The organism is Nonomuraea sp. NPDC059023 (assembly GCF_042740095.1).
Classification (GTDB): Bacteria; Actinomycetota; Actinomycetes; order Streptosporangiales; family Streptosporangiaceae; genus Nonomuraea.
The window spans coordinates 1-14462 of record NZ_JBHYIO010000002.1 but is presented as its reverse complement, the minus strand read 5'-3'; the positions used below and the strand labels follow the sequence as shown (position 1 = coordinate 14462).

Sequence of the window (14462 nt, the reverse complement as noted above, 5' to 3'; positions counted from 1 at the left end):
GCTTGACAGCCGCTTGAATCTTTACTCGATCGCTTTCAGGACGGCGTCGGCGATGGAGCGCGGGTCCACGCCGAAGTGCTCGCGCACCGCCTCGCGGGTGTCGGACAGGCCGAAGCCGTCGGTGCCCAGCGAGGTCCAGGGGCGCTCGATCCACGGCGCGATCTGGTCGGGCACCGCCCGCATCCAGTCACTCACCGCGATCACCGGCCCGTCCGTCCCGGCAAGGGCCTGCTTCAGGTACGGCACGCCGTCCGTGGCCATCGCCTCCCTGCGCAGCTCGCTCCAGGAGGTGACCGACCAGACGTCGGCGCCCACGCCGTACTCCTCGTCGAGCATCTTCTGCGCGGCCAGCGCCCAGTGCACGGCGGTGCCGCTGGCCAGGATGTGCGCCTGCCCGCCGCCGGCCGAGTACCGGTAGATGCCCTTGACGATGCCTTCCTCGACGCCCTCCGGCATGGCGGGCTGCGGCAGCGGCTCGTTGTAGACGGTGAGGTAGTAGAAGACGTTCTCGGGGGCGGGGCCGTACATGCGGCGCAGGCCGTCGCGCACGATCACACCCACCTCGTAGGCGAAGGCCGGGTCGTAGGACAGCGCGGCCGGGTTGGCCGAGGCCAGCAGGTGCGAGTGGCCGTCGGCGTGCTGGAGCCCCTCCCCGGTCATCGTGGTACGGCCCGCCGTCGCCCCGACCAGGAAGCCCCGGCCGAGCTGGTCGGCCAGCGCCCACATCTGGTCGCCGGTCCGCTGCCAGCCGAACATCGAGTAGAAGATGTAGAACGGGATCATCGGCTCGCCGTGGGTGGCGTAGCTGGTGGCGGCGGCGGTGAGGGAGGCCATCGAGCCGGCCTCGGTGATGCCCTCGATGAGGATCTGGCCCTGCTCCGACTCCTTGTAGGCCAGCAGGAGCTCCCGGTCGACGGAGTCGTAGCGCTGGCCGAGCGGGGAGTAGATCTTCGCGGTGGGGAAGAGCGACTCCATGCCGAACGTCCTGGCCTCGTCGGGCACGATGGGCACCCAGCGGCGGCCGGTCTCCGGTTCCCTCATCAGGTCCTTGACGAGGCGGACGAAGGCCATCGTGGTGGCCACCGGCTGCGTGGACCCCTTGGCCAGGGCTTGGAACGGCTTGTCGCCCGGCAGTTCCAGATTTTTCTGGATATATGCGCGCTTGGGGATGGGGCCGCCGAGGGCCTCGCGGCGCTCCAGCGCGTACCTGACCTCGGGCGAGCCTGGGCCCGGGTGGAGGAACGGCGGGAACTCGCCCTCCAGCGGCGGGACCGGCAGGCCCAGCCGCTCGCCCATCTCCCGGAACTCCGCCAGGGTGAGCTTCTTCATCTGGTGGTTGGCGTTGCGGGCCTCGACCCCGGCGCCGAGCGTCCAGCCCTTGACCGTCTGCACCAGGATGACGGTCGGCGCGCCCTTGAGGGAGGTGGCCCGCTCGTAGGCGGCGTACACCTTGCGCGGCTCGTGCCCGGCCCGGGAACCGCCGACGATCCGCCGCAGTTCCTCCTCGCTCGCGCTCGTGCGCAGCCCGTGGAACAGGTGCTCGCGGATGTAGGCGCCGTCGGAGGCGGCGAACGTCTGGAACTGGCCGTCGGGGATCTCCCCCAGCCGGGCGACCAGCTCGTCGTCGTGGAGCAGGCCGTCCCACTCCCGGCCCCACAGCGCCTTGACCACGTGCCACCCGGCGCCGCGGAAGACGCTCTCCAGCTCCTGCACGATGCGGGTGTTGCTGCGTACCGGGCCGTCGAGGCGCTGCAGGTTGCAGTTGATCACGAAGGTGAGGTTGTCGAGCCCTTCGCGGGCGGCCAGGGTGAGCGCCGCCGTGGATTCGGGCTCGTCCATCTCGCCGTCGCCGAGGAAGGCCCAGACGTGGCTGTTGCTCGTGTCCTTGATGCCGCGGTTATGGAGATAGCGGTTGAACCTGGCCTGGTAGACCGCGTTGAGCGGGCCCAGGCCCATGGAGACGGTCGGGAACTGCCAGAAGTCCGGCAGGGCGCGCGGGTGCGGATAGGAGGGCAGCCCGCCGAGGGTCTCGCGCCGGAAGGCGTCCAGCTGCTTCTCGCTCAGGCGGCCTTCGAGGAAGGCACGGGCGTAGATGCCCGGGGAGGCGTGGCCCTGGAAGTACACCTGGTCGTCGGCGCCGTGGAAGAAATGGTTGAACCCGATCTCGTACAGCCATGCCGCGGAGGCGTACGTGGCCATGTGCCCGCCCAGGCCCAGTTTGCTGCCCCTGCTGACCATGGCCGCGGCGTTCCAGCGGTCGTAGGCCGCGATGCGCTCCTCCAGCTCCAGGTCACCCGGGTAGGGCGGTTCCTCGGCCGTGGGCACGGTGTTCACGTAACGGGAGGACGTGGCCAGCCTCCGCAGCAGGTAGTCGGCCCGTTCGGGACCGGCAGCCCGCCTGACCGCGTCGAGCGACTCCAGCCACTCGGCGGTCTCCTGAGGATCCAGATCTTTCTCCATACCTACCATTAAACACCCAATGATCGATCATTGGGTGTTCGGGTGACTGGATTCGCGATGTAATCTTGGGTGTGAAACCCGTAGTGCGATCCCCGCTCCGCGACGACATCCGTCAGCAGTTGCTGGACGGCCTGATCACCGGCCGCTGGGCCCCCGGCGAGCGCATCGTCGAACGCCGCGTGGCCGCCGACCTCGGCGTCAGCCAGGCTCCGGTCCGCGAGGCGCTGCGCGAGCTGGAGTCGCTGCGCCTGATCAAGTCCTCACCCAACAAGGGCGCGCGCGTACGCCCCGTCACCCGGGCCGACCTGCGCGAGGTCTACCAGGTGCGGGCCGGGCTCGAAGAGACCGCGGCCCGCCTGGGCGCCCCCGCGGTGGAGGCGCTGGAGGCCCACACGGCCCGGCTCGAAGCGGCCGCGGCGACCGGCTCGCTGTCGGGTCAGGTGTCGGCCGGGATCGCCTTCCACCGGGAGATCGTCGCCGCCTCGGGCAACGCGTTGTTGCTGTCGGTGTGGGACGGCCTGGGCCTGGAGGTGTGGACACACCTGTCGATCCGGGTGTTCCGCGCCGAACTCCACGAGAACGCCGCCGACCATCAGCCGCTCGTGGACGCCTTCCGCGCGGGCGACCCCCGGGCCCCGGGCCTCCTGCGCGAGCACATCCTCAGCTACGCGCCGTGAGAAAGGCCGCGATACGCGCGGACCAGGTGCGGATGCCGGCCACGGTGTCCGAGACGTGCAGGGTCGCGGCCGGGAGCAGGCGGGCGAGCGCCTCGGCCGTGGACAGCGGATGGCCGTCGTCGGTGTCCCAGGCCAGGATCAGCGCCGGGTGCGTCAGCGCGGACAGCTCCGCCGGCGCGGGCAGGTCGGAGGCGGCCAGACCGCGCATGACCGAGGGCAGCAGGTCCCAGGAGACGTCCGGCAGCGGGAACGCGGGCCCCTCGGCGAAGATCGCGGGCGGCTCGCCACCGGCCATCAGCTCGGCGAACCCCTTCGGCCCCCGGGTCTCCAGCGCCTCGGCCGCCTCCAGGTAATGGGCGGCCACCGCCTTCCTGGTCTCCCACGCGGTCGGCGGGATGATCAGCACGAGCCGCTCGAACGCCTCCGGCCGCTTCAGCGCGGCGTGCAGCACGGTGGCCGTGCCCATCGAGGCGCCCATCCCGGTCACCGGGCCTGCGTCCACATGGTCGATCACCGCGAGCAGGTCGTCGGCCAGGTTCGTGAAGACATAGTCCCCGGGTACGGCCCGGCCGGTCGACTCCCCGTGGCCCCGGGCGTCATAACGGACCAGCCTGGCCACCTCCTCCACCGGCTCCCACACGAACAGCCCGTGCCTCCGCTCACCGGCCCGGCTGGACATGGCGCCGTGGACGTGGACCGCGAGCGGCCCGCCCTCCCTGCCGCTCACCGCACCGGCCAGGTCGGCTCCCTCTCGGGCGACGGTTACCATCACTTCCTCCTCAGCGTGGTGTGGATGCCCACGGCGGCGACCGTACAGACCACCGCGATCGCCCACAACCGGCCACCGAACGGCAGACGCGCTAAGGTCGCGCCAACCACACAGAACCAACCGCAAAAGAACCGACAGCATCGACGAAAGGCCCGCGACCCATGCCCCGTACGATCGCCACCGCGACCCGCGTCGACCTGCCCGAGCTGCTGGAGTTTCTGCGCCCGCGCCACCACGGGCTGCTGTCCACGACCCGCGCGTCCGGCCGCCCCCAGCTCTCCCCGGTCGCCTGCGGCGTGGACGAGTCCGGGCGGATCGTCGTGTCCACCTACCCGGACCGGGCCAAGGCGCACAACGCCCGGCGCGAGGAGCAGGTGTCGATCTGCGTGCTGTCCGACGACTGGAACGGCCCGTACGTGCAGGTCGACGGCCGCGCCGAGGTCTTGGACATGCCGGCCGCCGAGGACGCGCTGGTGGAGTACTTCCGGTGCATCGCCGGCGAGCACCCGGACTGGCAGGAGTACCGCGAGGCCATGCGCCACCAGGACAAGTCGCTGATCCGGATCACCATCGACTCCTGGGGCCCGATCGCCACCGGCGGGTTTCCCGCGCGACTGGCGGACTGACATCGGGGATGCTGGAGGGGTGGCGGAAGGCATCTTCATCCGGCTGCTCGGATCGGTGGACGCGCGGGACGGCTCGCGCGCCGTCGAGCTCGGGCCGCCGCGCAGGCAGGCCGTGCTGGCGATGCTGGCCGCGCACGCGGGCGCGCCGGTCACGGTGGACGGGCTGGTCGACGGGGTGTGGGGCGAGAGCGCCCCGCGCAGCGCGGTACAGAACGTCCACACCTACATCGCCGGTCTACGGCGGGCACTGGAGCCCGAACGGTCCCCGCGCGCCCCGGCCGGGCTGCTGAGAGGTGTGCGCGGCGGCTACCTGCTGGCCCTGGACCCCTCGTGCGTCGACTCCCTGGTCTTCGCCGACCGCCTGGAGCGGGCCCGCGCCCTACCGGCGGACCGGGCGCTGGCCCATCTGGACGAGGCGCTCGGGCTGTGGCGGGGTCCCGCGCTGTTCGGCCTGCCGGGACCGTTCGCGGAGACCGAGGGGCAGCGGCTGGAGGAGCTCCGGCTGACCGCCGTCGAGGAGAGGGCCGCGCTGCTGCTCGACGCGGGCCGCGACGCCGACGCGCTGGACGGTCTCGAACAGGTGGCCCACGCCCATCCGCTGCGCGAGCGGCTGTGGGAGCTGCTGATCCGGGCCCAGGCGGGCAGCGGGCGCCGGGCGGAGGCGGTCAGATCCTTCGAGCGGGCGCGCCACAACCTGGCCGAGGAGCTGGGCGTGCGTCCCGGGCAGGGATTGCGCGAGGCCCTTGAGGGGCTTGAGCAGGTCCGTGAAGGCCTGGGGCAGGTCCGTGAGGGGCCGGGGCAGGTCCGTGACCGCCGCGCGCCGCAGCAGTTGCCGCGCGACCTGCGCGCCTTCGTGGGCCGCGAGGCCGAGACGACGGCGCTGTGCTCGCTGCTGGCGCCGCCTCCCGGCACGTCGCAGGCGTCCGTGGTGGCCGTCACCGGCGTGGCGGGGGCGGGCAAGTCCGCGCTCGCCGTCCACGTGGCCCACCTGCTGCACACCCGTTTCCCCGACGGCCGGCTGTTCACGAACCTGCGCGGCGCCACGCCCGGGGTTCAGGAGGTGAGCCCGCTGGAGGCGCTGGGCCGGTTCTTACGGGCGCTGGGCGTGGCGGCCGAGGACGTACCGGTCGATCTGGACGAGGCCATCGCCCTGTGGCACAGCCGCCTGAACGGCCGGCGCCTGCTCGTCGTGCTCGACGACGCCAAAGACCCGGCCCAGGTACGGCCGCTGCTGTCGGTGCCGGAGGGCAACGCCGTACTGCTGACCAGCAGGGAGTCCTTCTCCTGCGTCGACGACTGCGCGCAGGTCGGCCTGGCGACGCTGCCGGAGCCGGAGGGCGCGGCCATGCTGGCCGAGCTGGTGGGCGGTGATCGGGTACGGGCCGAGCCGCGGGCGGGCCGGCGGCTGGTCGAGCTGTGCGGCGGGCTGCCGCTGGCGATCCGGGTCGCGGCGGCGCGGCTGCTGGACGACCCGCACGCGGGCCTGGCCCGGCACGTGGCCCTGCTGGAGGACGAGCACTCCCGGCTGGAGGAGCTGCAGGCGGGCGACATCGCGGTGCGCTCCAGTCTGATGGGCAGCTGGAGCGCGCTGGCCGGCAGCGAGCACGAGCGCGACCGGCAGGCCGCCGCCGCCCTCGCCGCCCTGGGGCTGCTCGACGTGGCCGAGTGGTCGCCGCGGGTGGTGGCGGCGCTCATGGGGACGGACGTCGCGGTCGCCGAGCGGGCGCTGAACCGGCTGGCCGCGGCGCATCTGATCGACCGCCTGCGGTCCGGCCGCTACCACCTGCACGACCTCGTACGGCTGTTCGCCCGCGAGATCGCCCCGCCACAGCGCCGCGAACCGCTGCGCAGAGCCCTGGGCTTCTACGCCGCCACCGCCCGCGCGGCCACGGTCCTGCGCGACCCGCACCGGGTGCAGCCCGCGGGCCCGCCGGTCACCGCCGCGCCGCAGCCCTTCGCCGGCCGGGACGAGGCGTGCGCGTGGCTCGTCGCCGAGGATCCCAACCTGGTCGCGGCGGCGTGGCAGGCGATGGGCGAGCCCGACGACGAGATCGCCGCGCTGGGCGTCGCCGTGACGTTCGCGCTCCTGTGGCACCAGGTCGACGCGTGCGCCATGGCCGACATGCGACGGCTCAACGAGCGGGCCCTGGCCGTGTCCCGGCGGCTGGGCCAGGACCGGCTGATCCTGGAGTGCCACAACCACCTGGGGCACGCGGCCAACTGCCACCACCGGACGCCCGAGGCCATCTGGCACTACGAGCGGCAACTCGACCTGGCCAGGCGGCTGGCTGACCCGTTCTGCGAGCAGCGCGCCCTGGGCAACATGGCCTCCACCCAGCACACCGGCGGCCTGTTCGCGCAGGCGCTCGACTCCGCCCTGGCCCAGCTGGCCCTCGCCCGCCGGGAGGGGTTCGCCGTCGGGGAGCGCTTCGCGCTGTTCATCGCCGGCTCCGCCTACCGCGGCCTGGGCCGGTCGGCCGAGGCGCGGGACCTGCTGACGCGGGCGTTCGACCTGGCCGTCGAGGCGGGCGACGACTTCCAGGTCCTTTCCACGGGCCGCGAGCTGGCCGAGCTCTACCTGGACCTGTACGACTTCGAGGAGGCGCTGGAACGGCTGACGCGCACCCACGCGCTGGCCGTGGCGCTCAACAGCAAGAAGTGCACGATCGCCTGCCTGATGGCTCTGGCCACGGCCTACCGGCGGCTCGGCGACCCGTCCAAGGCCCACGCCCACCTGACCGAGGCCGCCGCCCTGATCGAGGAGACCGGCGACGCCTACCACCTCGAACGCCTCCATCAGGAGGAACGGGCGGTCCGCCTTGATCTCAGCTGAGGTTGAGGTTCTACCGTGGGGGTCGTGAGACGTGGACGGATGCTCGCCGTGCTGCTCGTGGCCTGGTTCATGGCGCAGTTCGACTTCTTCGTGGTCAACGTGGCCGCGCCGGCCTTCGAGCGGGAGCTGGGCGCGAGCCAGGCGCAGCTTGAGCTGATCGTGGGCGGCTACGCGTTCACGTTCGCCGCCGGGATGATCACCGGCGGGCGGCTGGGCGACCGCTACGGCTACCGCAGGATGTTCGTCGCCGGGATGACCGCGTTCACCCTCGCCTCGGTCCTGTGCGGGCTGGCGCTCGACCCGGCCCAGCTCATCGCCGCCCGGCTCCTGCAGGGGCTGGCCGGCGCGATCATGGTGCCGCAGGTGCTGGCGATGATCCCGGTGATCTTCGAGCCGCGCGAGCGCCCCAAGGCCGTCGGCTGGTACGGCCTCGCGGGCGGCGTCGGCGCGATCGCCGGGCAGGTGCTCGGCGGGCTGCTGCTCACCGTCGACGTCCTGGGCCTGGGATGGCGGATCGTCTTCCTGCTCAACCTGCCGATCGGCGTGGTCACGGTCATCCTGGCGGCCCGCCTGCTGCCGAAGGCCGGCTCGGGGACGTACGCGCGGCTGGACCTGCGCGGCGCCGCCGGGCTGGCGATCGGGCTGGCGTTGCTGCTGGTGCCGCTCGGGCTCGGGCACAGCCTGGGCTGGCCGGTGTGGGCGTGGGTGTGCATGGCCGGCGCCGTACCGGTGCTGGCGCTGACCGGGCGGTGGCAGCGCGTGCTGGCCGCGCGCGGCGGTCAGCCCGTGCTGGACCTGGCGTTGCTGAAGGTGCGCTCCTACGTCGCCGGGGTCGGCGCGGTCACCGCTTTCACCGCCTATTTCGTGTCGTTCATGTTCACGCTGACGCTGCTGCTGCAGGGCGGGTTCGGGCTGGACGCGTTCCAGGCGGGGCTGGCGTTCGCGCCGATGGGGCTGATGTTCTCGATCACCTCGCTGCTCGGCAGCCGCCTGGTCCGCCGGTACGGCCCGCGGGTCGTCGTGATCGGCGGCTGCGTCACCGCGGCCGGGCTGACCGGGATGCTCTTCGTGGAAGGGGTGCCGTGGACCATCGCGGCGCTCATGGTGGTCGGCACCGGCAACGGGCTGGTGCTGCCGCAGCTCATCGGCACCGCGCTGGTCGAGGTGGAGCCGGGTCAGGCGGGCATCGCCTCGGGCTTCCTGACGACGGCCCAGCAGTTCGCCGGCTCCGGCGGGGTCGCGGTGATCGGCGCGGTGTTCTTCGCGGCGGCGGCGGGACCGGGAGGTTACGCCGCGGGCATGCGCTGGTCGGCCGCGATCGATCTGGCGCTGATCCTGGTCGTGGTCGCCGTGGTGGCCTACAACGGCCGCCGGGCGCTCAACCGAGCTGAGCTTCCAGTCCCTTCACGTCGGACATGACCCAGTACTCGGCGAAGCGGCCGCCTTCTGCCCGCAGGATGTCGTGGCCGCTGAAGGCGACCGGCCTGCCCTGATGGTCGCCGCTGAACGTCCAGCGGGCGGCCACGAGGTCGCCGGTGACGATCGGGCCCACGTCGAGGGTGACCTTCACGCCGGTGAAAGGTTCGTGCCCCTGCTTCAGCACCTCGATCAGCTCGTCGGGGCCCCGTACGTCCATGCCGGGCCAGTGGCCGGCGAAGTCGTCCGTGACGAGTTCCCGGGCGAGTTCGAAGTCGCCGTTCCACATCTCCAGGAGCCAGCGTTCGTACAGGTTGATGACCATATCCAGCGACGTACCCACTAGGTTGCCCTTCATGAACGTTGCGATTACCGGGGGTTATGTCGTGCCCGTGACGGGCGCGCCTGTCGAGAACGGCACCATTCTCATCCAGGACGGGAAGATCACCGCCGTCGGCGCGGACGTGGCCGTGCCGGACGGCGTCGAGATCGTGGACGCGGGCGGCGCCTGGGTGCTGCCCGGCTTCGTCGAGGCCCACGGGCACATGGGCGTCCACGAGGAGGCCGACGGCTGGGCCGGCCAGGACACCAACGAGATGACCGACCCGAACGGCGCCCGCCTGCGCGCGCTCGACGCGATCAACCCGGCCGACCTCGGCTTCGGCGACGCGCTGTCCGGCGGCGTCACCACCGCGGTGATCAAGCCGGGCTCCGCCAACCCCATCGGCGGGCAGACCGTCGCGCTCAAGTGCTGGGGCAGGAGCGTGGAGGAGATGCTCCTGCGCGAGCCGGTCAGCGTGAAGAGCGCGCTCGGCGAGAACCCCAAGCGGGTGTACGGCGACCAGAAGAAGCTGCCCTCGACCCGCCAGGGCGTGGCCGCGGTGATCCGCGACGCGTTCATGAAGGCCCAGGACTACCGGGCCAAGCGGGCGGCGGCGGCCGACGAGGGCAAGCCGTTCGACCGGGACGGCACGATGGAGGTGCTGGTCAGGGTGCTGGATGGGGAGCTGCCGTGGTGCCAGCACACCCATCGGGCCGACGACATCGCGACCGCCCTGCGGCTGGCGGACGAGTTCGGCTACCGGGTGATCGTCAACCACGCCACGGAGGGGCATCTGCTGGCCGACGTGCTCGCCGAGCGGCGGATTCCGGTGATCATCGGGCCGCTGTTCACCAGCCGGACGAAGGTGGAGCTGCGGCAGCGGTCGTTGCGCAACCCCGGCATTCTGGCCAGGGCGGGCGTCGAGCTGGCCATCACGACCGACCATCCCGTGGTGCCGATCCACTTCCTGGTGCACCAGGCGACGCTGGCCGTCAAGGAAGGGCTCGACCGGGAGACGGCGCTTCGGTCCATCACGGTGAACCCGGCCAAGATCATGGGGCTGGACGACCGGGTCGGGGCGCTGGCGCCGGGGCTCGACGGCGATGTGGTGATCTGGTCGGGGGATCCGCTGGACGTCATGAGCAGGGCGCTGCGGGTGTTCGTGTCCGGGCGCGAGGTGTACACGTTCTCCGATGAGCTGGGCGAGGGTGTGGTGGCTGACCCCTACTACCGCGAGTCCTGATTTTTCACTTCTTAACGCGCCGCGTCCTGGTTGGGGGCGCGGCGCGTTGGTTTGCGGCATGCCGTACAGTGAAAAAATCTAACACTCGTTCAATTTGTTTGCGGAGGCTTCTCCCATGGCCAACCCCTATGCGGCGTTGTTCAGGACGCCCGGCGCCGTGGCCTTCTCCCTCGCCGGATTCGTGGGGCGCATGCCCATCTCGATGACCGGTATCGGAGTGCTGACGATGTTGTCCCAGATGCGGGGCGGCTACGCGCTCGCCGGAGCCGTGGCCGCGACCTTCACGCTGTCCACCGCCCTCGCGGGGCCGCAGGTGTCGCGGCTGGTGGACCGGCTGGGGCAGGGGCGGGTGCTGCTGCCCGCGGCCGGGCTCAGCGTCGCCGGGCTCGCCGCCCTGCTGCTGTGCGCCCGCTCCGGCGCGCCCGCCTGGACGTTGTTCGTCTTCGCCGCGCTGGCGGGGACGCTGCCCAACCTGGCCGCGATGGTCCGCGCCCGCTGGACCCACGCGCACCGCGGCTCCCCCCACCTGCACGCGGCCTTCTCGCTGGAGTCGGTGGTGGACGAGCTGACCTTCGTCGTCGGCCCGGCGCTGTCGGTGGCGCTGTCCACGGCGTTGTTCCCCGAGGCGGGCCCGCTGGTGGCGGGCGTGCTGCTGGTGGCCGGGGTCCTGCTGCTGGTGCCGCAACGGCGTACCGAGCCGCCCGTCCAGAGGTACGACGCCGCCGCCGGCCCGAGCCGCTCGGCCATCCGGATCCCGGCGGTACGGCTGCTGGCGCTGCTCCTGGCGGCGGGTGGCGTGATCGCGGGCACGGTCGACGTGGTCAGCGTGGCCTTCGCCGCCCTGGCGGGCGCACCGGCGAGCGCCGGGTTCGTCCTGGCCGCCTACGCGGGCGGGTCGGCGCTGTCCGGGCTGGTGTTCGGGGCGCTGCGGCTCGCGGTGCCACTGCCCCGGCTGCTGCTCGTCAGCGTGACCGGGACCGCGCTGACCACGGTGCCGCTGCTGTTCGCGGGCGGGGTGGCGGCGCTGGCCGCGGCGGTGTTCGCCGCCGGGCTGTTCTTCGCCCCTACGATGATCGTGGTGATGAGGCTCGTGGAGCGCGCCGTTCCCGCCTCGTCGCTCACCGAGGGGATGACCTGGGCGATCACCGGGCTGAGCGCGGGCATCGCGCTGGGCGCGGCGCTCGCGGGCGCGCTGGTCGACCAGTATGGCCCGACGAGCGGGTTCGGCGTCGCCGTCGCGGCGGGAGCGGTCGCGCTGGCGCTGGCCGTCCTGGCCGCCCGTACCCCGGCAGGAAAGGAGGCGGAAGGTGAACGAGCCGCTCACTGACGGGCGCCGCATCAAGGGCGAGCAGCGCAAGCGGGAACTGATCGAGGCGACGATCCGGGTGGTCGCCCGCGACGGCGTGGCCGGCGTCAGCCACCGCACCGTCGCCAAGGAGGCCGGCCAGCCCGCCACCGCCGCCGCCTACTACTTCAAGGCCATCGACGACCTGCTCACCGCCGCGCTGACCTCCTGCATGGACGAGGACGCCGAGCGCATGCGCCGCCTGGCCGACGTGGACGACCCCGAGGAGGGCCTGCGGGCCCTGGCGGAGCTGATGTGCCAGGTCGTGGCCGCCCCCGCCCACCTGCTCGCCGAGTACGAGCTCTACCTCCTGGCCGCCCGCCGCCCCGAGCTGCGCGAGCCCACCCGGCGCTGGCTGGCCGCCGTCGAGCGCTTCGGCCGCCGCCACACCGACGATCCGGTACGGCTGCGCGTCCTCGCCGGCACGATCGACGGCGTGCTGATGCAGGCGTTGCTGACCGACACGCCGCCCGGCCGGGAGGAGTGGGAAAGCATCCTGCGGGCCGTACTGCTCACACCCGGTCCAGAAACCGGGCGATGAGCGGGGCGATCTCCGGCAGGTCCTCCTCCAGGGCGAAGTGCCCGGTGTCGAAGACGTGGAGCTCGGCGCCGGGCAGGTCGCGCAGATAGGCGCGGGCGCCGGGCTCGGGGAAGAACGGGTCGTTGCGGCCCCACACGATCAGGGCGGGCGGGGTGTGCTCGCGCAGCCACGCCTGCCACCTGTCGTACTGCCCGACGTTGGAGTGGTAGTCGAAGGCCAGCGCGACCTGGGCCTCCTTGCGGCCGGGCAGGTCCAGGAAGTGCTGGTCGAGGGTCCAGCCGTCGGGCGAGAGGCGCTCGGGGTGCCGGGTGCCCGACTCGTACTGACCGCGGGTGCCTTCCAGGGTGAGCAGGCCGCGGATCGTCTCCTCGGCGCCGGGCGTCTCCGGCCGCAGGGCGACGAAGTCGCGGGCTCCCGCCGACAGGCCCTCCTCGTAGGCGTTGCCGTTCTGGATCACGAGACCGGCGATCCATTCGGGGTGCCGCAGCGCGAGGCGGAAGCCGATCGGGGCGCCGAAGTCGAAGACGTACATGGTGAAGCGGGTGAGGCCGAGCTCGCGCACGAACCCCTCGGTGATGTCGGCGAGCCGGTCGAAGGAGTAGGTGAAGTCCTCGGGCGCCTCGGTGTGGCCGAAACCCGGGTAGTCGGGGGCGATCAGCCGGTACCGGTCGCCCAGTTCGGCGATCAGCTGCCGGAACTGGTGCGAGCCGGACGGGAAGCCGTGCAGCAGCAGGAGCACGGGCGCGTCGGGCGTGGCGGGGACGGACTCGCGGTAGAAGACGCGCACGCCTTCGACGTCGGCATACATGCTGGCTAATGCCTTTCTCTAAAGAAGATGCATTAGTTCTAGCGTGTCGCGATCTAATGCGTCAACCCGCAGATATAGAATTAGTGACATGACGGATCCGCTGACCGGCGAACATCTGGCCCTCGACCTCGTCAACACCAGGCCGAGCGTCGGGGACCTCCTCGCCACCCCCGCCGACCTGCGCCATTGGCTGGTTCTCCAGCGGGGCAGGCTGCGGGACGAGCCGGTCGCGGAGCGCGACGTCGCCCAGGTGCGCGAGCTGCGCGAACTGGTGGCCGTCGCCGTCTCGCACCTGCGCGCCGGCACCGCCCCGCCCGATGAGGTCCTGCGCGCCCTCACCCAGGCGCAGCGAATGGCGCCCGCCTACCGCGAGCTCTCCTGGCGCGACGGGGCCGTCGCCGCGCTCCCCCGGCGCTCGGGCACGCCCGGCGAACGCCTGGTGGCCCAGCTCGCCGAAGCCGCCGCCGACCTGCTCGCCGGGCCCGACGCCGGCCGTATCCGGCAGTGCGAGGGACATGACTGCGTGATGTTGTTCGTCCCCGCGCACCCGCGCCGCCGCTGGTGCTCGACGGCCCGCTGCGGCAACCGCGCCCGCGTGGCCCGCCACTACCAGCGGCACAAGCCCGCCTGAACTCTTCCGAATTCTCGAACCATCGATCAGGTCCGGGCGTCAAACGAGATCACAAGCATCTGGAGTGGTTCATGTGATGATCCGGCCGAACCCCGCCGCCGGGAGTGTGTCTTCGGCATGGTGAGCCGCAAGCGCGCCGCACGTTCCCGGCGGAGCATCGACGTGACCCGGCTTCCCGAGGACGTCGTGGCGCTCCTCGACGACCTCCCGCCAGGCGAGAACCTGGTCGTCACGCGCGACGGCGCGCCGATCGCGACGATCGCCGGCACGGTCGACGTGGTCGAGGGCGCCGTCGTCGACCGCGGGGCGCCCGACGAGGTCACCGAGCAGGCGCCGGCCGACTACGACGGCGTGACCGTCGTGGCCACCGCGATGGAACTGTCGGCCGCGGCCCGGGTGGCGCTGTCCACCCAGCTCGGCCCGGACTACGTCGTCCTCGACATGAAGGCGGCCCCGTTGACGGCCGACGTGCTTCTGGCGCCACCGGGCAGCCCGCAGCTCATCGGGGCGCTGCGGGGGATGTTCACGAAGGCTCGCATCATCGTCACCGAGATCGAGGACGACGAGCTCGGAGTCCAGTACCACGGTCCCGTCCGGCGGCTGCTCGACGCCGGGGCCGAAGCGTATCTGCCGCCGGCGAACCTCCCGCGCCTGGCCATGCAGCTCGACTACACGCTCAACCACGGGCGCGAACTCTCCGGCGGGACCGCCGCGCAGCCGCAGATCGCCCCGGCGGCGGACTGAAATCAGCTCCGTTCGGAGACGCCGGACGCCCGGCCCCCGTGCGGGGC

General features: G+C 72.3%; 13 protein-coding genes. 9 read left to right on the top strand and 4 right to left on the bottom strand.

Annotation, left to right across the window (positions count from 1 at the left end; genetic code table 11):
- Window positions 1-21: 21 nt before the first annotated feature.
- Window positions 22-2460 (bottom strand): pyruvate dehydrogenase (acetyl-transferring), homodimeric type, encoded by a 2439-nt coding sequence (aceE, locus tag ACFWYW_RS03520; RefSeq protein ID WP_379609455.1) that lies wholly within the window; start codon window positions 2458-2460, stop codon window positions 22-24.
- 71 nt (window positions 2461-2531) lie between these two features.
- On the opposite strand from aceE, the gene ACFWYW_RS03515 reads away from it, so the two are divergent.
- Window positions 2532-3137, top strand: coding sequence for a GntR family transcriptional regulator (locus ACFWYW_RS03515; protein WP_379609454.1), 606 nt, complete (start codon window positions 2532-2534; stop codon window positions 3135-3137).
- On the opposite strand, the gene ACFWYW_RS03510 is transcribed toward ACFWYW_RS03515, so the two are convergent.
- Window positions 3121-3906 carry an alpha/beta fold hydrolase gene (locus ACFWYW_RS03510; RefSeq protein ID WP_379609452.1) on the bottom strand — a complete coding sequence of 262 codons (786 nt, stop codon included), beginning with the start codon at window positions 3904-3906 and terminating at the stop codon, window positions 3121-3123. The genes ACFWYW_RS03515 and ACFWYW_RS03510 overlap by 17 nt on opposite strands.
- A gap of 161 nt (window positions 3907-4067) precedes the next feature.
- Here ACFWYW_RS03510 and ACFWYW_RS03505 point away from each other — a divergent pair, with 161 nt between their 5' ends.
- From ACFWYW_RS03505 to ACFWYW_RS03495, 3 genes are read left to right on the top strand one after another with little or no spacing between them, the layout of a single operon-like run.
- Window positions 4068-4532 carry a PPOX class F420-dependent oxidoreductase gene (locus ACFWYW_RS03505; RefSeq protein ID WP_379609450.1) on the top strand — a complete coding sequence of 155 codons (465 nt, stop codon included), beginning with the start codon at window positions 4068-4070 and terminating at the stop codon, window positions 4530-4532.
- 19 nt (window positions 4533-4551) lie between these two features.
- Window positions 4552-7365, top strand: a complete 2814-nt coding sequence (locus ACFWYW_RS03500; protein WP_379609449.1) for a BTAD domain-containing putative transcriptional regulator — start codon at window positions 4552-4554, stop codon at window positions 7363-7365.
- Between the two features lie 24 nt (window positions 7366-7389).
- Window positions 7390-8784: an MFS transporter gene (locus tag ACFWYW_RS03495; protein WP_379609448.1), complete on the top strand. Its 1395-nt coding sequence runs from the start codon at window positions 7390-7392 to the stop codon at window positions 8782-8784.
- On the opposite strand, the gene ACFWYW_RS03490 is transcribed toward ACFWYW_RS03495, so the two are convergent.
- The gene (locus ACFWYW_RS03490) at window positions 8744-9106 is read right to left on the bottom strand and encodes an ester cyclase (RefSeq protein WP_379609447.1); all 363 of its coding nucleotides are present in this window, start codon (window positions 9104-9106) and stop codon (window positions 8744-8746) included. The two genes, ACFWYW_RS03495 and ACFWYW_RS03490, sit on opposite strands and share 41 nt — an antisense overlap.
- A gap of 31 nt (window positions 9107-9137) precedes the next feature.
- Between ACFWYW_RS03490 and ACFWYW_RS03485 the strand changes: the two genes are divergently transcribed.
- The 3 genes from ACFWYW_RS03485 to ACFWYW_RS03475 all read left to right on the top strand — a co-directional run bounded on the left by ACFWYW_RS03485 (window position 9138) and on the right by ACFWYW_RS03475 (window position 12232).
- A complete protein-coding gene (locus ACFWYW_RS03485; RefSeq protein WP_379609446.1) occupies window positions 9138-10346 on the top strand; it encodes an amidohydrolase in 1209 nt (402 codons plus the stop codon).
- Window positions 10347-10461: 115 nt separating this feature from the next.
- Complete coding sequence (locus ACFWYW_RS03480) at window positions 10462-11673, top strand: MFS transporter (RefSeq protein WP_379609445.1); 1212 nt, start codon at window positions 10462-10464, stop codon at window positions 11671-11673.
- Entirely contained in the window at window positions 11654-12232 is a 579-nt protein-coding gene (locus ACFWYW_RS03475; RefSeq protein ID WP_379609444.1) for a TetR/AcrR family transcriptional regulator, read from the top strand. The genes ACFWYW_RS03480 and ACFWYW_RS03475 overlap by 20 nt, the downstream gene beginning before the upstream one ends.
- Here ACFWYW_RS03475 and ACFWYW_RS03470 read toward each other — a convergent pair.
- Entirely contained in the window at window positions 12204-13040 is an 837-nt protein-coding gene (locus ACFWYW_RS03470; RefSeq protein WP_379609443.1) for an alpha/beta fold hydrolase, read from the bottom strand. The genes ACFWYW_RS03475 and ACFWYW_RS03470 overlap by 29 nt on opposite strands.
- 88 nt (window positions 13041-13128) lie before the next feature.
- Between ACFWYW_RS03470 and ACFWYW_RS03465 the strand changes: the two genes are divergently transcribed.
- Both ACFWYW_RS03465 and ACFWYW_RS03460 read left to right on the top strand, forming a co-directional pair.
- Window positions 13129-13671 carry a CGNR zinc finger domain-containing protein gene (locus ACFWYW_RS03465; protein WP_379609442.1) on the top strand — a complete coding sequence of 181 codons (543 nt, stop codon included), beginning with the start codon at window positions 13129-13131 and terminating at the stop codon, window positions 13669-13671.
- A 117-nt stretch (window positions 13672-13788) separates the two neighbouring features.
- Window positions 13789-14415: a hypothetical protein gene (locus ACFWYW_RS03460; protein WP_379609441.1), complete on the top strand. Its 627-nt coding sequence runs from the start codon at window positions 13789-13791 to the stop codon at window positions 14413-14415.
- The last annotated feature ends 47 nt before the right edge of the window (window positions 14416-14462 follow it).

Coding starts and splice junctions, on each gene's coding strand:
- ACFWYW_RS03470 (WP_379609443.1), bottom strand. CDS start 13,040: ATGTATGCCGACGTCGAAGGCGTGCGCGTCTTCTACCGCGAGTCCGTC.
- ACFWYW_RS03505 (WP_379609450.1), top strand. CDS start 4,068: ATGCCCCGTACGATCGCCACCGCGACCCGCGTCGACCTGCCCGAGCTG.
- ACFWYW_RS03510 (WP_379609452.1), bottom strand. CDS start 3,906: ATGGTAACCGTCGCCCGAGAGGGAGCCGACCTGGCCGGTGCGGTGAGC.
- ACFWYW_RS03480 (WP_379609445.1), top strand. CDS start 10,462: ATGGCCAACCCCTATGCGGCGTTGTTCAGGACGCCCGGCGCCGTGGCC.
- ACFWYW_RS03485 (WP_379609446.1), top strand. CDS start 9,138: ATGAACGTTGCGATTACCGGGGGTTATGTCGTGCCCGTGACGGGCGCG.
- ACFWYW_RS03465 (WP_379609442.1), top strand. CDS start 13,129: ATGACGGATCCGCTGACCGGCGAACATCTGGCCCTCGACCTCGTCAAC.
- aceE (WP_379609455.1), bottom strand. CDS start 2,460: ATGGAGAAAGATCTGGATCCTCAGGAGACCGCCGAGTGGCTGGAGTCG.
- ACFWYW_RS03460 (WP_379609441.1), top strand. CDS start 13,789: ATGGTGAGCCGCAAGCGCGCCGCACGTTCCCGGCGGAGCATCGACGTG.
- ACFWYW_RS03490 (WP_379609447.1), bottom strand. CDS start 9,106: ATGGTCATCAACCTGTACGAACGCTGGCTCCTGGAGATGTGGAACGGC.